General features: G+C 67.3%; 20 protein-coding genes. 9 read left to right on the forward strand and 11 right to left on the reverse strand.

Annotated elements, in window-relative coordinates; genetic code table 11:
- The first annotated feature begins 5 nt into the window (after nt 1–5).
- Both mrdA and rodA read left to right on the forward strand, forming a co-directional pair.
- A complete protein-coding gene (gene mrdA, locus AC2S9W_RS16495; protein WP_486571282.1) occupies nt 6–1,925 on the forward strand; it encodes a penicillin-binding protein 2 in 1,920 nt (639 codons plus the stop codon).
- Nucleotides 1,922–3,028, forward strand: coding sequence for a rod shape-determining protein RodA (gene rodA, locus AC2S9W_RS16500; protein ID WP_067111865.1), 1,107 nt, complete (start codon nt 1,922–1,924; stop codon nt 3,026–3,028). The genes mrdA and rodA overlap by 4 nt, the downstream gene beginning before the upstream one ends.
- A 144-nt stretch (nt 3,029–3,172) precedes the next feature.
- On the opposite strand, the gene metB is transcribed toward rodA, so the two are convergent.
- Genes metB through AC2S9W_RS16515 form a run of 3 tightly spaced genes read right to left on the reverse strand, consistent with a single transcriptional unit; the run spans nt 3,173 to nt 5,718 of the window.
- Nucleotides 3,173–4,336, reverse strand: coding sequence for a cystathionine gamma-synthase (gene metB / locus AC2S9W_RS16505; RefSeq protein ID WP_486571283.1), 1,164 nt, complete (start codon nt 4,334–4,336; stop codon nt 3,173–3,175).
- Between the two features lie 42 nt (nt 4,337–4,378).
- A complete protein-coding gene (locus AC2S9W_RS16510) occupies nt 4,379–4,879 on the reverse strand; it encodes a DUF6306 domain-containing protein (RefSeq protein WP_076074853.1) in 501 nt (166 codons plus the stop codon).
- A complete protein-coding gene (locus AC2S9W_RS16515; RefSeq protein WP_486571284.1) occupies nt 4,876–5,718 on the reverse strand; it encodes a LysR family transcriptional regulator in 843 nt (280 codons plus the stop codon). The genes AC2S9W_RS16510 and AC2S9W_RS16515 overlap by 4 nt, the downstream gene beginning before the upstream one ends.
- Nucleotides 5,719–5,860: 142 nt before the next feature.
- On the opposite strand from AC2S9W_RS16515, the gene AC2S9W_RS16520 reads away from it, so the two are divergent.
- Genes AC2S9W_RS16520 through AC2S9W_RS16535 form a run of 4 tightly spaced genes read left to right on the forward strand, consistent with a single transcriptional unit; the run spans nt 5,861 to nt 7,140 of the window.
- Nucleotides 5,861–5,983 carry a hypothetical protein gene (locus AC2S9W_RS16520; RefSeq protein WP_486571285.1) on the forward strand — a complete coding sequence of 41 codons (123 nt, stop codon included), beginning with the start codon at nt 5,861–5,863 and terminating at the stop codon, nt 5,981–5,983.
- A gap of 30 nt (nt 5,984–6,013) precedes the next feature.
- Nucleotides 6,014–6,514, forward strand: a complete 501-nt coding sequence (locus AC2S9W_RS16525; RefSeq protein ID WP_486571286.1) for a CinA family protein — start codon at nt 6,014–6,016, stop codon at nt 6,512–6,514.
- A gap of 27 nt (nt 6,515–6,541) precedes the next feature.
- Complete coding sequence (locus AC2S9W_RS16530; RefSeq protein WP_486571287.1) at nt 6,542–6,880, forward strand: hypothetical protein; 339 nt, start codon at nt 6,542–6,544, stop codon at nt 6,878–6,880.
- Entirely contained in the window at nt 6,877–7,140 is a 264-nt protein-coding gene (locus AC2S9W_RS16535) for a hypothetical protein (protein WP_212596830.1), read from the forward strand. Before AC2S9W_RS16530 ends, AC2S9W_RS16535 begins: the two co-directional genes overlap by 4 nt.
- Nucleotides 7,141–7,170: 30 nt before the next feature.
- Here the strand turns inward: AC2S9W_RS16535 and AC2S9W_RS16540 are convergent, their stop codons facing one another.
- The 3 genes from AC2S9W_RS16540 to AC2S9W_RS16550 form a co-directional block, all read right to left on the reverse strand.
- A complete protein-coding gene (locus AC2S9W_RS16540; protein ID WP_486571288.1) occupies nt 7,171–7,830 on the reverse strand; it encodes a DUF6766 family protein in 660 nt (219 codons plus the stop codon).
- A 42-nt stretch (nt 7,831–7,872) separates the two neighbouring features.
- A complete protein-coding gene (locus tag AC2S9W_RS16545; protein WP_076074840.1) occupies nt 7,873–8,289 on the reverse strand; it encodes a low affinity iron permease family protein in 417 nt (138 codons plus the stop codon).
- 81 nt (nt 8,290–8,370) lie between these two features.
- Entirely contained in the window at nt 8,371–9,681 is a 1,311-nt protein-coding gene (locus AC2S9W_RS16550) for an SLC13 family permease (RefSeq protein ID WP_067113411.1), read from the reverse strand.
- Nucleotides 9,682–9,780: 99 nt separating this feature from the next.
- Here AC2S9W_RS16550 and AC2S9W_RS16555 point away from each other — a divergent pair, with 99 nt between their 5' ends.
- Nucleotides 9,781–10,638, forward strand: a complete 858-nt coding sequence (locus AC2S9W_RS16555) for a hypothetical protein (RefSeq protein WP_486571289.1) — start codon at nt 9,781–9,783, stop codon at nt 10,636–10,638.
- Between the two features lie 540 nt (nt 10,639–11,178).
- Here the strand turns inward: AC2S9W_RS16555 and fixJ are convergent.
- Both fixJ and AC2S9W_RS16565 read right to left on the reverse strand, forming a co-directional pair.
- Entirely contained in the window at nt 11,179–11,796 is a 618-nt protein-coding gene (gene fixJ / locus AC2S9W_RS16560; RefSeq protein ID WP_067107927.1) for a response regulator FixJ, read from the reverse strand.
- Nucleotides 11,786–13,312, reverse strand: a complete 1,527-nt coding sequence (locus AC2S9W_RS16565; RefSeq protein WP_486571290.1) for a two-component system sensor histidine kinase NtrB — start codon at nt 13,310–13,312, stop codon at nt 11,786–11,788. Before AC2S9W_RS16565 ends, fixJ begins: the two co-directional genes overlap by 11 nt.
- A gap of 100 nt (nt 13,313–13,412) precedes the next feature.
- Between AC2S9W_RS16565 and AC2S9W_RS16570 the strand changes: the two genes are divergently transcribed.
- Nucleotides 13,413–14,102 carry an alternative oxidase gene (locus AC2S9W_RS16570; protein WP_212596826.1) on the forward strand — a complete coding sequence of 230 codons (690 nt, stop codon included), beginning with the start codon at nt 13,413–13,415 and terminating at the stop codon, nt 14,100–14,102.
- Nucleotides 14,103–14,210: 108 nt separating this feature from the next.
- On the opposite strand, the gene AC2S9W_RS16575 is transcribed toward AC2S9W_RS16570, so the two are convergent.
- Both AC2S9W_RS16575 and AC2S9W_RS16580 read right to left on the reverse strand, forming a co-directional pair.
- Nucleotides 14,211–15,641: a L,D-transpeptidase family protein gene (locus AC2S9W_RS16575; protein ID WP_486571291.1), complete on the reverse strand. Its 1,431-nt coding sequence runs from the start codon at nt 15,639–15,641 to the stop codon at nt 14,211–14,213.
- 79 nt (nt 15,642–15,720) lie between these two features.
- Nucleotides 15,721–16,401 (reverse strand): murein L,D-transpeptidase catalytic domain family protein, encoded by a 681-nt coding sequence (locus AC2S9W_RS16580; RefSeq protein ID WP_486571292.1) that lies wholly within the window; start codon nt 16,399–16,401, stop codon nt 15,721–15,723.
- 171 nt (nt 16,402–16,572) lie between these two features.
- On the opposite strand from AC2S9W_RS16580, the gene AC2S9W_RS16585 reads away from it, so the two are divergent.
- Entirely contained in the window at nt 16,573–17,325 is a 753-nt protein-coding gene (locus AC2S9W_RS16585; protein WP_486571293.1) for a hypothetical protein, read from the forward strand.
- A gap of 12 nt (nt 17,326–17,337) precedes the next feature.
- On the opposite strand, the gene AC2S9W_RS16590 is transcribed toward AC2S9W_RS16585, so the two are convergent.
- Nucleotides 17,338–19,155, reverse strand: a complete 1,818-nt coding sequence (locus AC2S9W_RS16590; RefSeq protein ID WP_486571294.1) for a DUF885 domain-containing protein — start codon at nt 19,153–19,155, stop codon at nt 17,338–17,340.
- Between the last annotated feature and the right edge of the window lie 30 nt (nt 19,156–19,185).

Here is a 19,185-nt window from a genome sequence, read left to right on the forward strand (position 1 = left end):
TCCCCATGCGCCGCAAAAATCCGCGTCAGACGATGCCGATCACCGAAGCCTGGAGGGGAATGACCTTCACGCGGCGCACGCTGCTGGTCGGCGGCGGGCAGATGGCCGTCGGCGCCGCGCTCGCGACGCGCATGGCCTATATCTCGGTCATCGACAACGACCGCTATGTCCTCGAATCGGAAAGCAATCGCGTCAACCTGACGCTCGTCCCGCCGCGCCGTGGCTGGATCGTCGACCGCCACGGCAAGGCGCTCGCCAACAACCGCGTCAGCCTGCGCATCGACATCATCCCCGACCGGCTGCACAACAAGGATCTGGTGCTCGGCCAGCTTCGCACTTTGCTGCGCCTCGACGGCGACGCGATGGACCGGATCGAGCGCGACCTGAAGGCCGCGTCGGGCTTTCAGCCGGTCGCAGTGGCGGAGGACGTCACCGAGCAGGACTACAGCGCGGTGCTCGTCCGCCTGCCCGACCTGTCGGGCATCGCCCCCGCACGCGGCTTTGCCCGCAACTATCCGACCGGCGCGGCGGTCGGCCATCTGATCGGCTATGTCGGCGCGCCGAATGCCGAGGAATATGAAAAGGCGAAGAACCCGCTCTACATCACGCCAGGGTTCAAGATCGGCAAGGACGGGCTGGAGAAATATTTCGAGGACGTGCTGAAGGGCAAGCCCGGCGCGCGGCGCGTCGAGGTGACGGCGCGCGGCAAGGTCGTCCGCGACCTCAGCACCCAGCCCGACGTGCAGGGCAAGACGGTCCACCTGACGATCGACGCCGACCTGCAGGAATATGTCGCGCGGCGGATGGGGCGCGAATCGGGGGCGGCGATCGTCATCGACTGCCTGAACGGCGACATCCTCTCCTTCGTGTCGATGCCCAGTTTCGACCCGAACAGCTTTTCGGACGGGATCAGCAATTCGGAATATGCCTGGCTGCGCGCCGACGACCACCAGCCGCTGATCAACAAGGCGACGCGCGGCCTCTATCCGCCGGGATCGACGCTGAAGCCGATGGCCGCGATCGCGGCGATGGAGCATGGCGTCGACCCGGGCGAGAAGCACACGTGCATCGGCGGCTACCGGCTCGGCAGCCGCTTCTTCCGCTGCCTCGGCCGGCACGGCACGATCGACATGCCGACCGCGATCGAAAAGAGCTGCAACAGCTATTTCTACTGGCTCGGCCACCGGCTCGGCTACGACGCGATCGCGCCGACCGCGCGCCTGCTGGGGCTGGGCGAGGAATATCAGCTCGCGGGCAGCGCGCAGCGATACGGCACCGTTCCCGACAGCGAATGGAAGATGCGCAAATATCACCGTGAATGGAGCGCGTCGGATTCGCTCAACGCGGTGATCGGCCAGGGCTATGTACTCGCCAACCCGCTCCAGCTCGCGGTGATGGCGGCGCGCATCGCGTCGGGCCGCGCGCTCTATCCGCGCCTGATCAACCGCCAGTTCGAGAACAAGCCGCTGCCCTTTGCCGAAGAGCATCTGGCGGTCGCGCGCGAAGGCATGAACCGCGTCGTCAACGGTCCCGGCACCGCGGTGCGCAGCCGTCTGCCGCTCGACGGCATCGCGATGGCTGGCAAGACCGGCACCGCGCAGGTGCGGGGGCTCGCCTCAGGCGGCAACGGCAAGGGCGGGACGTGGAAATATCGCGACCACGGGCTGTTCGTCTGCTTCGCCCCGGTCGACAATCCGCGCTATGCCGCGTCGGTGGTGATCGAGCACGGCATGGGCGGATCGCGCGCCGCGGCGCCGGTGGCGAAGGACATCTTCACCTTCCTCTACGACCGCGAAAAGGCGATGGCGGCGCTCGAAGGCTTCGAGGCCGGCTGGGGCGGCACGATCACCGAGCGCATGAACCGCGACTATGCGGCGTGGAAAGCGGGCGCATCGAGCGACCCCGAACCGGGAGCGCCGCGATGATCCCGGTTCCGCCAGCGATCCAGCGCATTCCGTGGAAGCTCATCGCCCTGCTGTCCGCGATCACCGGTTTCGGGCTGCTCGTCCTCTATTCGGCGGCGGGCGGCAACGCATCGCCCTGGGCGTTGCAGCAGGGCACCCGCTTCGCCATCTTCCTGACGATGGCGCTGGCCATCGGGCGCATTCCGCTCCGCTTCTTCGAGGATTTCTCCTACCTCGGCTATCTGGGGGTCGCGGTGCTGCTGGTCGCGGTCGAACTGCTCGGCTTCGTCGGCGGCGGCAGCCAGCGCTGGCTCAACCTGGGTTTCATGAACCTTCAGCCGTCCGAGCTGATGAAGGTCGCGATCGTCCTCGCGCTCGCGCGCTTCTATACCCAGTTGCCGCCCGGCGAGACGCGAAGCTGGACCGCGCTGTGGCCCGCGCTGGTGATGATCGGCATCCCCGCCGCGCTGGTGATGCTGCAGCCCGACCTCGGCACCGCGCTCGCCATCTGCGCGAGCGGCGCGATCGTGATGTTCGTCGCCGGCCTGCCGCTCTGGTGGTTCGGCAGCGCCGTGATCGCTGGCGCCGCCGCCCTGCCCATCCTCTTTTCCATGCTGCACGACTATCAGCAAAAACGGGTGCTGATCTTCCTCGACCCCGAAAGCGATCCGCTGGGCGCCGGCTATCACATCAGCCAGTCGAAGATCGCGATCGGATCGGGCGGGATCAGCGGCAAGGGATTCCTCAACGGGTCGCAGAGCCATCTCGACTATCTGCCCGAAGGCCATACCGACTTCATCTTCGCGACGATGGCGGAGGAATGGGGGCTGATCGGCGGGCTGGCGCTGATGTTCGGTTTCTTCCTGCTGCTGCGCTGGTCGACGCGCGTCGCGATGAATGCGCGCACCCGCTTCGGACAACTGGTCGCGACCGGGCTGACCATGACGATCTTCTTCTACATCGCGATCAACCTGATGATGGTGATGGGCCTCGCGCCGGTCGTCGGCATCCCGCTGCCGCTCTTTTCCTATGGCGGGTCGTCGATGCTGACGATCATGACCTGCGTCGGCATCGTCCTGGCGATCGAGAACGACAGCCGCACCGGCGTGCGCCGCTTTCACTGACATTCCGACTTGGACCATGATGACATCAGACGGCCCCGTCATTGCGAGCGGCGAAGCCGCGCGGCAATCCAGAGTCGCGTAAACCGCCCTGGATTGCTTCGCTCCGCTCGCAATGACGAAGGGGGTCAATCCATGGCAGCGGTGTCAGCAGGCCGCCAGCCCCGCTTTCATATCCTCGATCAGGTCGTGCTCGGCCTCGATACCGACCGACACGCGCAGCAGGCCTTCGCCGATCCCGGCCACGCGCCGCGCATCGTCGCCCATGTCGGCGTGCGTCATCGTCGCGGGATGGACGATCAGGCTTTCGACGCCGCCGAGCGATTCGGCGAAGGTGAAGACGCGCAGCGCCGCGACCAGCCGCTTCGCCGCCGCAGCGCCGCCCGCCAGATCGAAGCTGAGCATCGCGCCGAACCCCTGCTGCTGGCGCGCCGCGAGCGCATGGTCGGGATGCGTTTCCAGCCCCGGATAATGGACCGCGGAGACCGCCGGATGGTCGCTCAGCATCCGGGCGATCGCCATCGCGTTCGCCTGTTGCTGGCGCATGCGCGGGAATAGCGTGCGCAGGCCGCGTAGCGTCAGCCATGCGTCGAAGGGCGACCCGCCGCATCCGACGATATTCGCCCATTGCGACAGGCTGGCGGCCTGTTCGGCGTCGGCGGCGACAATCGCGCCGCCGATCACGTCCGAATGGCCGTTCAGATATTTGGTGGTCGAGTGAATGACATAATCGGCGCCGAGCGCGAGCGGCCGCTGGAGCGCCGGCGACAGGAAGGTGTTGTCGACCGCGACCGCCGCCCCCGCCGCCTTCGCCCGCGCCGCCAGCGCGGCGATGTCGACGACGCGAAGCAACGGGTTGCTCGGGGTTTCGATGAGCATCAGCGCGGGCGCGCCCGACAGCGCCGCCGCCACCGCATCCCCGTCGCGCTGGTCGACGAGCCGCAGCGACACTTGCCCAAGCTGCTCGCGCGCCTTGAGGAGGCGCATCGTCCCGCCATAGCAATCGTGCGGAGCGATCACGACGGCGCCGGCGGGCAGCCGCGACACGATCAGGTCGAGCGCCGCCATCCCGCTCGCCGTCAGGATCGCGCCCGCGCCGCCTTCGAGCTTTGCCAGCGCGGTCGCCAGCAGGTCGCGGGTCGGATTGGCAGCGCGGCCGTAATCATAGGCGCGCGGCTGCTCGAACCCCGCAAACTCGTAAGTGCTCGACAAATAGAGCGGCGGCGCGATCGCTCCGAACGCCGCGTCGCTTGCGACGCCGTGCGCGGCCGCGATCGTCTCTGGCCGCAAGCCCTCTGCCCGCTCGGTCATTCCCATATCCTTCCGTGTGGCCGCATCGCGATGAAGCGCTTCCTATTCCCCGTGCTCCGGCGGGCGCACCCGGTCCAGAAAGGCCGCAGCGCTGTCGATATTCACCACATGGCTGTCGGCCATGCGGCGCAGGTCGGCGTGGAGCGCATCGTCGCGCACCCGCCGCGTCAGGTCGGCGAGCTTGCGCACCACCCACGCCTGACCGCGATTGAGGAAGGCGAGCCGCTCGACAGGGTCCGCGATCGCCATCGCCTTGCCGTGAAAGGCACCGCACCGGCGCGACGGCGTGCCGCCGAGCCGCCGGATCTGGCGCGAGAGCATCGCGCACCAGCGGGCTTCGTCGGCGCGAACGACGCGCATCATCGCGGCATGTTCGGGCCCGGTGGCGTCGCCGACGCTCGCCAGCGCGACGCGTGCGCCGGCGCGTTCGGCCTCGAGCAATTCGTTGAGTGCCGCCAGTATCTCGTCGCGCGACGCATAGCCCATATAGACGTCGTCGGCTTCGGCGCCGTAGCAGACGGGCGAGGCGCGTTCGTCGCTCATGCCGCCGCCGCCGCGTGCAGGCCGCGCCGCGCGCGCTCGATCACCCCCGCATCGGCGGTCGCCGAATGGACGGCATAGGCGGAATAGGAAAATTCGGGGCTGTTGGGCACCCGCGCGAGCCGCCCCTGCTCGATATGCGACTGGATGAAACCTTCGCGGAAATAACCGCTGCCGCCCGTCGCGAGGATATAATCGAGCGCGAGCGGCCCATAGTCGATCGACACGACCGCATTGGGCTGGTCGGGAAAGGCGGCCTGATAACCGGCGGCGAAGTCGGGGCCCCAGTCGATGCGTACATGATCGTCGGCCGCGAGCGGGCGGTCGACCGGCGCGGTGCGGACGAGCACCAGTTTCTCCTCGAACAGCAGTTCGGCAACGACGCCGGGCAGGCGCGGCGCGGCATAGAGCACGGCGATGTCGAGCGACCCGTCCTGCACGCGGTCGAGCAGCCGGTCGGAGGCATCGATCGAGGTGCTGACGGCGATGTCGGGGCATTCGCGACGCATCCAGATCAGCCAATGGCGCAGAAGCGGGCTCCACAGGCTGAGTTCCGCGCCGATCGTCACCACCGTATGCCGTCCGGGCGGCAGCGCCACCGCCTGCTGCGCGCGGTCCCACACCTGAACCATCGTCGTCGCGAAGCGCAGGAACTGCTCGCCCGCCGGGGTCAGGCGCGCGCCCGCCTTGTTGCGGACGAACAAGGGCCGGCCAAGCTGCGCTTCCAGCCCCCGGATCCGCGCGCTGACGGCTGTTTGCGTCAGGCCGAGATCGGCGGCCGCACCGACGAAGCTGCCGGTTTTCACGATTTCCAGAAAGGTGCGGGCGACGCCGACATCCATCAACAATTTTTCTTTCAATCGCAAATTGCATCTATTTATCTGCTGCTTTCTATAAGACGGGCGATGGCGTGACAAGACGCCGCCGCGGCGAAACCGCTCTTCGTCAATCTCGCCCCGTCAAAAAGGAACGGCGCGCGCAACCATGGCCCTGCCCCGTCGTTTCGCTCTCGCGGGCGGGCCGACGATGGAGGCCGATGTGACCGACAGGACCGATACCGACGCCACCCATATTCGCGCCGCGACCCATATTGTCGCCGCGACGTGACGCGCGATGGGCGCATCACCACATCCCGAAATGGAGGTTCGCAAGACGGAACTGGCGGCGGCTCTCGCTGGCAGCGATCTCCGCATCGCGACCGCGGAAAGCTGTACCGGCGGCCAGCTCGCCGCGCTGCTGGCGAGCGATCCCGGCCTGGGCCCGCATCTCGATCGCGGCTTCGTCGTCTATTCGGCGCAGTCCAAGACCGAGATGCTGGGGATTTCGCCCGCCGACGTCGCCCGCTGCGAAGCCGTCAATGCCGAGGTTGCCGAAGGACTGGCGACCGGCGCGCTCGAACGCAGCGCCGCCGACATCGCGATCGCGGTGACCGGCTTTTGCGGACCGCAGCAGAAGGATGAGGAAGTGGGTCTCGTCTATCTCGCCTGCGCGAGCAGCCGGACCGGGCTGGCGCAACAGACATGCCATTTCGGCGACCTGGGGCGCGAACGCGTGCTGGACCATGCGGTGATGGCGGCGCTGGCGCTGGTGACAAGCACGGCGCGCGCCTGCCGGACCGAAGCCGCGCTGCCGCGATAATGAGGCGCAGCCTCGAAGGGAGACGGCATGCTGCAATTTCTGGGACGCCTGCTGGCCGGCGATCGCACCCACCCGCCGCTGGTCCGATATCTGAGCAGGGCGGAGGCCGAGCCCGAATGGCGCGAGGGGCGGCTCATGGCGCTCGACCCGCAGGGCGCCGCGTTCGAAACGCGGATCGACGGACGGCCGGTCGTCGAATGCCTCCCCTGGGGTTCGATTGCCGCAATCCACGTTCCGTTCTCCGCGCCGCGTCACGGCGAGACCGTGCAAGACACGCGTCGCCCCGATAATCCGACGAGACGTGGGGATCGGCGCAACCTTGTGTCCGATCCGCCGTTGCCTCCGTGGAAGAGGAACGACACATGATACGGACATCTGTCAAAATGATCGGCGCTCTCGCCGTGGGAGCGCTTTTCTGGTTCGCCCGGCGGCCCAAGGCGGCCGAACCCGTCAAGAGCGACGAGCATTCGGCCGCCTTCTGCGATAACGAGACCGACCCCGAGAATTTCGACCAGACCCGCTCCGCCGGTCCCGAGGGCATGCGCGATAAAACGCGCCGCGATTGGAACAAGGTCGATCAGGCGGTCGACGAATCCTTTCCGGCAAGCGACCCGCCCGCCTACTGATCGGCCGCCTTCGCTCGCGCCCGGCGGCGGTCACTCGGCGCCGGTGTGCGCATGCGGCGCGGCGACCGCTTTCGATTCGGGCGATTCGCGCTGGCGCAGGAAGATCGAGAGCACGACGAGGACGGCGGTCGACAGGAACTCGCTCTGCCAGTTCTGGAAGGATTCGAACCAGAGCTGCGGGTCGCCGAGATAGGCGATCGTCGACAGCGCGGCCTCTCCATGCTCCGCCGCCTCCTGCGCCGCGGCCTTTGCGCTCTGGGTCCAGTGCATGAGGAAGGACAGCAGGAAGAGGATGAAGAGGACGATCCCGAGCGACCGCGCATAGAGCGCGCGCGCCAGCCGGCCCTTGCGCAGGATCGCGGGGGCGCCCGGCTTCATCGCCTGCACGGCCAGATCGGCATCGCGCGGCAGGCTGTCGGGGTCCTTCGATTCCGCGGAGCCGCGCTGGATCAATATGGCGGTCAGCACGACATAGGCCGACATCTGGAGGAACTCGCTCTCCCAATTCTCGAAGACCGACGAGAGGAATTCGGGACTGATCGTATAGGACAGAAGCGACGGAGCGACCGCGCCATGGCGGGCGGCATCCTCGATCGCGACGTGCCAGCCGGCAAGCCACTGGCCGAGGATGCTCGCGGCGAACAGCAGCAGCAGGACGAGGGTCAGGCTATTGTCTTTCAGCAGGCGCATCTTCGCTCTCCACGTCGGTTCGCTTCGCCGCTCGTCGCGGGATCAATAGCGCTGCAACAGGCGCTCGACCGAGGGAACCGCGGTGCGGTTCCTGCTGTCGCCAGCCTCTATGTCCTTTTCCAGCGCGCGCCGGATCTCCTCGATCTGCGCGTCGGTCAGATGTTCGATCCCGACGAACTGCTCGCGCGCCTTTTCGAGCGATCGCAATATCTCGTCGAGCTTGGCCTGCATCGCGGCGCCGTCGCGATTCTGGCTGTTCTGGATCAGGAAGACGGCAAGGAAAGTCAGCACCGTCGTCGCGGTGTTCACGATCAGTTGCCAGGTGTCCGAATAGTGGAGCACGGGGCCGCTTGCGGCCCATATCACGACCAGCGCCATGGCGGTCATGAACGTCTGCGGCTGCCCCATGATATGGGCGCATCGCGAGGCGATCTTCGTGAATACCGCATCGACCGACATTGTCTGCTCTCCGTTGCCAAGCCGCCCCCGCCTTCAACGCCCATGCGCGTCGCAGGTTGCGGGTACGGCCGAGGCCCGGAGTCAGAAGGGAAAGAAGAAACGGATCGAGGCGATCGCGACCACGAAGGTGATGAGGTTGAGCGGCAGGCCGATGCGCACGAAATCGAGATAGCGATAGCCGCCCATCTGATAGACGATGACGTTGGTCTGATAGCCGAAGGGCGTCGCGAAGGCGGCGCTCGCGGCCATCATCACGGCGACGAGGAACGGCCGCGGGCTGACCGAAAGGCTTTCGGCGAGCGCAACGGACACCGGCGTCACGAGCACCGCCACCGTCGCGTTGGACAACAGTTCGGTGAGCACCATCGTCACCAGATAGAGGATGATCAACGCCGCCAGCGGACTCAGTCCGTGGACGCCTGAGATCAGCCGCTCGGAGGCCGCGGCGGCGAGCCCGCTCTTCTCCATCGCGATCCCGATCACTACCATACCGGCGATCAGGATCAATATCTCGGGCTTCAGGCCGCTATAGGCCTCGTCGGCGCTGATCACGCGCAGCAGGATCAGCAGCACTGCGCCCGCGAATGCCGTCGCCGCGATCGGCGCGACGCCGGCGGTCGCCAGCGCCACCGCCGCCACGAAGATCGCGAGCGAGATCGCGGCCTTGAGCGGGCGGAACGGCCGTTCCTTCGCGAACAGCGAGGCGTCGCCGACCTGGGCGTTGGCGATATGCGCCTGGTCGATTTCAGGCGCGTCGCCCGCGCGCTCGTCCGCCTCGTGCTTGCCGCCGAGCAGCCGGCCGCTGAACAGGAAAAGATAGAGGCCGCCGATCAGCGCCATCGGCAGGCCGACGGGCGTGATCTCGAAGATGCCGAAGCGTGCCTGCCCGGCCAGGCTTGCCATGTCGTCGACCAGCAGGTTGGTCGACGTCCCGATCAACGTGCAGCAGCCCGTCAGGATGGTGATGTACGACAGCGGGATCAGGAAGCGCTTGGGCGACAGGCGCAGCGTCGTCGCGACGTCGCGGATGACCGGCGCGCCGAGCACGACGATCGGGGTCGAATTGAGGAAGCAGGACACGCTGCCGATCATCGACAGCAACAGCCACAGCCCCGTCGCCCCCATCCGCCGGCACAGCGCGACGGCTCCCGCGATCGCCCGGTCGAGCAGCCCCGAGAGTTCGAGCGCGTAGGCGATGACGAACAGCGATGCGAGCGCGATGATCGCCGGGCTTGCAAAGGCCCCCTGCACGTCGACCGGCCGCACGACGCCGGTCATCAGCAGGACGGCCGCGCCGGTCAGGGCCACCACGTCGGCGCGCACCTTGTCCCAGATGAGGGCCGCAACCACCGCCGCGAGGACGAGCAGGGTCAGAACTTGGTCCACCGACATCGCCCCTGCGTCAATCGCCAGCGCCCCCCTGTCAATCGCTTCGTGAAAAAATATCCATTTGGGTCTGGAGGATGAGCGAGGATTTGCTATCCAAGTCCGATGCAGGAACCCAGCGTCAGAACGAGCCGGCTCGCCATCGCCGCCGGGTTCGCCGCCATCATCGCGATCGGCGGCAGCGGATTCTTCCTCGGCCGGGTCACCGCACCGGCCCCCAAGGCGCCGGCACCGGTCGCGCCCGCCCCCACGCCGGCGCCGAAGCCGGTCGTGAAGACGCTCGAACGCGGCGACCTGCTCGCGCTGGCGCAGCAGGCGGCGGACGCCTTCGCCTCCGGCCAGTCGGCTCCGAAGGCGGTCACCGACGCCGCCGGCCGCGCCTTCGACCTCACCCTGCCCTTCGGCTGCGGCGGTCCGGCCGATGCCGACAGCGGCGTGCCGATGCGCTGGAGCTACGACGAGGGCGAACAGATATTGCGCATCTCGGTCCGGTCCGAGACGTGGAAGGGCGGCGACTGGGGATCGTCCGGCCCGGCGGATGCCGAGGTTGCCGAAGGATTCTGGATCAGCCGTCCGTGGATGAGCAGCCCGGACTGCCCGCTACGCGGCGATCGGGCGATGGCGCGCGGCGTCGAGCCCGTGACGCTGCCCGGCCAGACGCTCGCCATCGCGCAGTTCGCGGGCAACGAAGCGGACCGCGACCTTCACCGCGGCGGCCGGCCCTACGAGATCGTCCAGCGCGTGCCGAAGGAGCGTTTCGACGGTTCGCGCGGGTTCCGGCTGCTGGTGTCGGGGCGCATCGCGAACCCCGGCGCTTCCGCGCCGATCCGGTGCGTACAGCCTGCCGGGACCGAACAGCGCCCGATCTGCGCGATCGACGTTCGCATCGAATCGGTCCGCATCGCCAATCCGGTCAGCGGCGAAACGCTGGCGACCTGGTCGACCGGCCGCGTCGGCCAATAGGGCGACTGCCCGCGATGCCCGCGTGACCGGGCGCATTCGCCCAAAGCATCGTGCGTTGAATCCGATCTGCCCCCTTCGAGAGGTTTCGATTCAGAACGCCGAGTGTCGAATATTCCCGTTCGTGTCGAGCGGGGGGAAGTGACTCAGATTATGGCCTTCGGGGATTCGGGTTTCGGCACTGTTTCTCCCTTTCGTCACCCTGAACTTGTTTCAGGGTCCATGGTCTGCCCTCGAATGAAAGGCGGCGCAAAAGGGAAGGTCCGGCCATGGATGCTGAAACAAGTTCAGCATGACGAACGGATGAGGCAGCGCGCCGAACGCCGAATCCCCACAGACCGTTGAGCGTCGTGCGTTGCATCTGCATCATTCTTTCTGCCGTTCGTGCTGAGCTTGTCGAAGCACCGCCCTTCTTCTGCGTCCTCGAAAGAAAGGACCGCCCTCTTCGACTGCCTTGCAGGCGCTCAGGACAGGCTTCGACAAGCTCAGGGCAAACGGTTCACAAGGCACGGTACTCTACGCACGTCGCTTCAGCGAGCTTTCTTAGACCCCGCCAACGCGCGCGATCGTCGCCATGCGGACGAGGTCGGACAGGGTCTTCGCCTGCATCTTCATCATCGCATTCGCCCGATAGACCTCGACCGTCCGCGCGCTGATTCCCAGATCGAAGGCGATGGCCTTGTTCGCCTGTCCCTCGACAAGGCGATCCATGATCTGGCGCTCGCGCGTCGACAGCGTCGCGATCCGGCCGGCGATCGCATTCCGCTCGGCCCGCGCGTCGGCGTCGGCCGCCCGGTCGCTGATCGCCCGGCGGATCGCCGACAGGATGACCTCGTCGTCGAACGGCTTTTCGATGAAATCGACTGCTCCCGCCTTCATCGCCTGGATCGCCAGCGGAACATCGGCATGGCCGGTGACCACGATCACGGCGGGGGCGCCGCCGCGCGCGTGCAGCGCCTCCAGCAACTCGATGCCGGTGGTTCCGGGCATGCGGACGTCGGTGACCACGCACGCACCGTCGAGCGGCGGCGACGCCTTCAGGAAGGCATCGGCCGATGCGAAGCCGCGAACGCGCAGGCCCGCGCAATCGAGCAGGAATTCGAGCGAGCCGCGAACGCCGTCGTCATCGTCGATCACATAGACGATCGGTTCACTCGCCATCTTCCAGTTCCTTCCTGTCCACCATCTGCAACGTGAAGCTGAAACGCGCGCCGCCGCCGGAGGCTTCCTCGGCCCAGATCTTGCCGCCATGCGCCTCGACGATCGTGCGCGAAATGGAGAGGCCCACCCCCATCCCGGTGCGCTTGCTGGTGATGAAGGGCTGGAACAGCCGCGCCGCGATGTCGGGGGCGATACCCGGCCCATTGTCGGTCACGCCGACGCGCGCCATGTCGCCCTCGCGGTCGATCCGCACCTCCAGCTCGCGCGGTGTCCGCCCCGATTCCGCGAGCGCATCGACGGCATTGCGCACCAGGTTGAGCACCACCTGCTGGATCTGCACCTTGTCGGCGAGCACGAGTTCGACTGCGGGATCGAAGACGAAGCGGACGCGAATATCATGTTCGCGCGCACCCACCAGCGCGAGCGCGCTCGCTTCCTCGACCAGCTTGGGCAGGCTTTCGACCGTCCGCTCGGTCTCGCCGCGCGCCACGAATTCGCGCAGGCGCCGGATGATGTCGCCGGCGCGTAAAGCTTCGGTCGCCGCCCGCTCGACCGCTTCGGCCACCCGCTCGCGCGGCACCTCCTCGCGCCCGAGCAGCATGCGGCTGCCCTTGAGGTAGTTCGCGATCGCCGAAAGCGGCTGGTTGATCTCGTGCGCGATCGCCGACGCCATCTCGCCGAGGCTGGTGAGCCGCGAGACGTGGACGAGTTCGCCCTGAAGCTCCTGCAGCCGCGCCTCGGCCTTCTGGCGCTCGGTCAGGTCGCGGATGAAGCCGGTGAAATGCCGCTCGCCGCCCGCCCGGATTTCGCCGACCGACAGCTCGATCGGAAAGGTCGCGCCGTCGCGCCGCTGGCCGACGACGACCCGGCCCTTGCCGATGATGCGCTTCTCGCCCGTCCGGTAATAGCGCTCCAGATAGCCGTCGTGCGCGCTGCGATAGGGTTCGGGCATCAGCATGCGGACGTTGCGCCCGATCGCCTCGCCGGCCGGCCAGCCGAACATCCGCTCGGCCGCCGGACTGAAATCGCGGATCTGGCCCGCCTCGTCGATCACGACGATGGCGTCGGGAACCGTTTCGAGGACCGACCGCAGATGCGCCTCGCGGTTGGCGAGCCCCGCCGCGGCGGCCTCGGTTTCGATCCGCGCGCGCTGGAACCATTCGCCGCCGGTCGCGATCGCGAGCGAGATCGCGACGAAGGCGCCCGCCGCGATCAGGCTGCCGCCTTCGACCGGCCCCGCCTGCGCATCGCACCACAGCCCCGCCGCCGCCCCCGCGAGCGCGGCGAGAGCGCCGGCGCGAAGCCCCGACAGCGCACCCGCGACGACGACGCCGGGAACGAAGAAGATGAAGGTCGCGCGCGGCCCCAGCACATCGGCGAACATCAGACGCACCCCGACGCCGCCGGCGAGGAAGAACAGCGCGACCGCGAATCCCGCCGCGGCCGAAAGGCGCGGAAGGAAACGGCTCGTGAAGCGCGCCCGCTGCGCCTCCGGGAAATCCCCTAGGGGATGCACGCTAGGGGCATCATCCGAATGTTCGCGATCCGACACAGCCCCTAAATCGGCCTCCATCGACGGCATCGCAACCCCCGCGCCGTCCCGTGGAGATATTCCAATGTCCGTACCTTTCATCGATCTTGGCGTTCATCACAAGCCGCAGGGCTTCTCTGACCGGATCGCCTATGGCTTCACCAAGGCGCTCCGCTGGTGCGCCGACACCTTCTTCGCCGAGCGCTACGGCCACCGCGCGGTCGTGCTCGAAACGGTCGCCGCGGTGCCCGGCATGGTCGGCGCGACGATCAACCACCTCGCTTGCCTCCGCCGCATGTGCGACGACAAGGGCTGGATCAAGACGCTGATGGACGAGGCCGAGAATGAACGCATGCACCTGATGACGTTCATCGAAATCTCCAAGCCGACGCTGTTCGAGCGGGCGGTGATCATCGGTGTCCAGTGGGTGTTCTACCTCTGCTTCTTCGCGCTCTATCTCGTCAGTTCGAAGACGGCGCATCGCGTGGTCGGCTATTTCGAGGAAGAGGCGGTGATCAGCTATACGCACTACCTGGCCGAGATCGACGAGGGGCGCAGTCCCAACGTCCCGGCGCCCGCGATCGCCAAGCAATATTGGGGCCTGCCCGACGACGCGACGCTTCGCGACGTGGTGCTGGTCGTGCGCGCCGACGAAGCCCACCACCGCGACGTGAACCACGGCTTCGCCAGCGAGCTTGCGGGCCTCCCCGTCGGCCGGATCGCCGAATGCCCACCGCATGTGACGCTCGAACCGAACTGGAAGAAGGCGGCCTGACACACGTCGCCATCGTGCCGGGAGCAGGGCCCACCCTGCTCCCGTTGCCGAAATCCGGCAGAGCGGACAGGTGGCCGACATGATGGAAGATGCGTCGGACCGTCGATTTTACGGCCCGATATCGTTGCCGGAGGCGCGCAATCTGAAGCCCTGCCTTTCGGGAAAGCCGAGCGCCGCGGCGACGGCGTCGTTCCAGCCATAGGGGTCGGCGCGGACGACCGGCTCGCCCGCATCGTCGAACAGCACGGTCTGGTAATAGAGCCTTACCGGTATCGCGCGCGGCAGGTCGACGAAGCTTTCCTTCCCCGTCGCGCGCGCCTTCTGCCATTCGTCGAGGATACCCTCGTCGCGCGCCAGCATCTGCGCGAAGCCGAGCGCGTCCTCGACCCGGACGCAGCCGTGGCTGCGCTGTCGCTGCACCTCGTCGAACAGCGATTTGGCGGGGGTGTCGTGCAGATAGATCGAATGCTCGTTCTTCATGTCGAACTTGACCAGCCCCAGCGCATTCTGCGGCCCCGGCTGTTGCACGATCCAGCCGTCCTTCCACGCCATGTTGTTGCGGCGAAGATAGGCCGATCCCTTCTTCGCGATCTCCCCGTTCTGGATCGAGCGCGGCACCGTCCAGGTCGGATTGGCGACGAGCCGGTAGATCGGCGATCCGAGCTGGGGCGTTTCCTTCCCCGGTTTTCCCACGACCACCTTGCGCGTATCGGCCAGCTTTCCATCGCGCCAATAGGCCAGCCGCCCCGCGGCGATATTGACGTCGATGCGCGTCGCGGGCGGCGTCCGTTCGAGCCAGCGCATGCGTTCCATCGCGACCGCGAGCGCGCGGGCCCGGTCGGCATCGGACAGGTTGAGGATTTCGAGCGCCTCGCCGCCGATCACCCCGTCGGGCTCGATGCCGTAATCGATCTGCATATGCTGCACGGCACGGACCATCGCCGGCGTGTATCGGGTCCCCTGCCCCTCTGCGCGGTCGAGATAGCCGGACGCGACCAGCTGCGCCGCGATGGCCGGGACGCGGGGATCGGTCGCACCGGGTTTCAGCGGCTTGGTATCGGGGATGGCGGCCGCCTTGTCCCCTGACCCGCGTAGCGCGAGATAGGCTTTCGAAAGCTGGCGATACTGATCATTTTGGGGCGCAAGACTGTCGATCCAATCGTCCAGCTTCCCATCGGACAGCGCCCCGGCCAGACCGGGCCGCAGATCGGCTTCGGGACGGGGGATCGTATAGATATCCTGCAATTTGGCGGGATCGGTCGCACCGCGCGCGACCGCCGCGGCGTAGCGGAGCGCGCTTTCGGTCAGCGCCTTTTCGCCCTCGGCGCTTCCCACCTGCCCCTCGACCGCAAAGCGCATATGGTCGAGACCGTGCGCCGCGCGCCGTTCGATGGCTTTGCGCAACTGCCCGACCGCTGCCTCGTTCCAGCGGATGGTGGTCGCCGCCGCGTTCGATTGCGCATCGCCGTTCGCCGAAGGATTGCCGCATCCAGTCAGCGTGAGCGCCAGCAGCGAGCCGGCCAACATCAATTTCCGCACGAATATCTCCTTGCAATGGAAGGAGATAACGCGAGGCGCTTAGGCAGCGTTCCCGCGAGATGCAAAAGCGGTGGTCGTTTCAGGCCTTTGCGGCGTAGAGAAGCCGCCCTTCGCCCAGAAAGCCGAAGACGCGATCCAGTTCATGTTCGCCGACCGCGAAACAGCCCTGGCTGCGCCCCAGCTTCCCGTGCGCGGCAAGGATGTCGGCGTTCGCATACCATGCCGAATGGATCACGATCGCGCGCCCCCGGGCATTGTCGTTCGTCGGATCGAGTCCGGCAAGCCGCTGCGACCGCCCATGCTTTCCGACATAATAGTCGCCGGTCAGAAAGGCCCCTTCGCTCGACGCGTTGGACCCGAAATCATTCGAGAAGCGCTGCAGGAAACCCGTATGCCCAGGATCCGAGCCCGCGCCGTGAGCAACGAGCAGGCTCGACCGTTCTCCCTTGATGACGTCGAGAAAATGCAGACGCGCTTCCGATGACGGCGCGGAGAAGTCGACGATCGCGATGCGGTCGCGATGGACGACCGCCCCGGCGTGACGATCCAGCGCGGCAAGGGCTTTGCGCAGCAAGGTCGGATCGAACGACGCGGGGGCCACGGATGCGGACGCCGACGGCGGCACCGTTCCGACACTCCGGGCATGGGGAGCAAGCGGCGCGGTAACGGCCGCGGACCGGCCGAGCAAGGCGGCGGCGGCCGTCGCCGTTCCCGACAGCATGAGCGCGCGTCTGTCGATCGGAAAGGAACGATCGGTCATGCGCATGATGTAGGAACGAGGAGCGGTTTTTGAAGATTCGGTCGCGACCCGCGGAGGACGGGCCCGCTCTTCCGGTCGTACAAAGGCGGCGTTTCGGCGCGCAACCGGGGCCGTCGCGCGCATCGGTGGTTCCATGAGGAACCGTTGAAATCCGCGGCGCGTTCGAACGCCATGACCGGACGATATCGGATATGTGCGGGTCCGCTCGCTTCGCTGACGCTGGCGCTCGCGGCGTGCGGCGGACCGGCCGATCGACAAGCCGGCGCCCCCGAGCCGGCCGAAACGCCGCGCCCCGCAACCGATAGTGTCGCGCGCGCCGCACCTTTGCCTTCGACGCCTGCCGCGACCGGCGAGCCGCGGTCCTGCGCCGTGGAGATCGGCAGGCAGGCGGCCGATCGCCGCACACAGCTCTGCCGCACCCTGTCGCCGGCGACCCATCCGCCCTGCAACGTCGCCAACAGCTGCGCGATGATCGACGACGAGATCGCCCGAAGCTGCGCGCTGCTGAACCGGGCGGGATCGCCGCCCGCCGATTGCCGGCCCGACCCCCGAAGCGACGAGGCCGCCGCCGATGTCGTCAAGCGCTATTATGCGGCCCTCGACGCCCGGGACTATGCCACCGCCTGGCTGCAATGGGGTCGGGACGGCCCGCCGAACCAGACCCTCGAAAAATTCAGGCAGAGTTTCGCCCACACCCGGTCGACGCACGTCACGATCGGTTCGGCGGGTGAGGCCGAAGGCGCCGCTGGGTCGCTTTATCTGACCGTCCCCGTCACGGTCGAGGCCACGCTCGATTCCGGTGCGCTACAGCGGTTTCGCGGACACTATATCGTGCGCCGCGTCAACGACGTGGACGGGGCAACCGCCGACCAGCTTCGCTGGCATATCGATTCCGCGCATCTCCAGCCGCTGCCGCCCCGCTAGAGATCCATGCGATCAGGCGGGTGCGGCGATCCAGCGGTCGACCTGCGCTTCGAGCACCGGCAGCGGCACAGAGCCCCGGCCGAGCACGATTTCGTGGAACATGCGCTGGTCGTATCGCGCGCCCAGTGCCGTCCGCGCCCGATCGCGAAGGGCCAGGATGCGCTGCATGCCGACCTTGTACGAGGTCGCCTGCCCCGGGCTCACGAAATAGCGGCGGATTTCGGAACGGATCTTGGCCGCGGGCTGCGGCGAATTGGCGGTGTAATAGGCCAGCGCCTGTGCCTCGCTCCACCCCTTGGCGTGAATGCCGGTATCGACCACCAGCCGGATCGCGCGCCATATCTCGCGGCCCAGCCGACCGAAATCGCTGTAGGGATCGGTATAGAATCCCATCTCCTTGGCCAGCCGCTCGACATAGAGCGCCCAGCCCTCGCCATAGGCGCCATAGAAATAATTCTTCCGGAATTCGGGGGTGCCGGTCATCTCCTGCGCGAGCGCGATCTGCATGTGATGGCCGGGCAGGCCTTCGTGATAGACGGTGCCTTCGATTTCATAGATCGGCGTCGCGCGCGTGTCGGCGAGGTGGACATAGAAGATGCCGGGCCGCGACCCGTCGAGCGCCGCCGGCGAATAATGCGCCGCGCCGCCCGGTTCCTCGCGAAACGCCTCGACGCGCTTGACGATCAGGTCGGCCTTGGGCAGCCGCCCGAACTGTTCAGGAAGCCGCACGCGCATGCCGTCGAGATAGGCTTCCGCCATCTTGAGATAAGCGGCGCGGCCGGCATCGTCGTTGGCGACATAGAAACGATCGTCGCTGCGCAGGAAGACGAAGAAATCCTCCAGCTTCCCCTCGAAACCGATCCGGTCCTTCAGCGTCTCCATCTCGGCCCGGATGCGCGCGACCTCGGACAGGCCGAGCGCGTGAATTTCGTCGGCGGTCATGCCGGTCGTCGTCTGCAGCCGCAGCATCGCATCATAATAGGCGGCGCCATCGGGCAGCGCGCCCGCGCCGAGCGGTTCGGCCGCGGCCTTGGCGCGGTCGGCGGCGAGCCAGGCGCGCAGCCGCTCGTAAGCAGGCTGCATAGACCCGGTCATCGCCGCGGCGACCTGCGCGACATAGCGGTCGGCCGCGGCGGCATCGATCTGCCCCGACGCGACCAGGCCCGCCGCCTTCGCCCTCGCGTCGGCGAACAGCGCCGTATCGGGACCATCGCCGAACGGTGCCCCGGTGATGACGCGCCCCACGAGTTCGATCGACTGGTCATAGGCGAATCCGGGCATGCGCACGCCCTTCGCCGCCGCCGCCGTGGCCCGCTCCAGATAGGCGTCGAGCGTCGGACCAAGCGCCGTGACGCGCGCCACATAGGCTTCCATGTCCGCCGGCGTATCGACGCGATGCTGGTTGATCATGAAGTTCGGCAGCCCGGTGTGCGGCCCGTTGCGGTCGAAGATATAATTATGTCCGCGCCATTTCGTCGACGCCTCGGCGCGCTCCAGTTCGAGGACCCACATGTCGTAGGACACCCGCGCGTCTTCGCCGAGCGCCGCGCGATCGAACTGCGTCTTCATCGCGGCGACATTGCCTCGCCGCCACGCGAGCCGCGCCGCCGCCGCCGCATCGCTGGGATCGGTGAACCGGTCCTGCTGCTCCTTGCGGCCGAGCTGGGTGAGCTGTTCGGGGTCGAGTGCGATCTCGGCCTCGAACGCCGCATCGAGAAAGGCCGTAAGCGCCGCGTCGCTCTCCCCTGCCTTGCCCGCCGCCCGCGCCGCCGGCGCCGCGACCAGACCGGCCGCCAGCGCCCATGAGAATTCCCGTCGAGATAGTCGCACCGGACCCCTTTCTCCATTGCCTGTCATCAG

It is taken from the genome of Sphingopyxis sp. 550B (genome assembly GCF_057401805.1).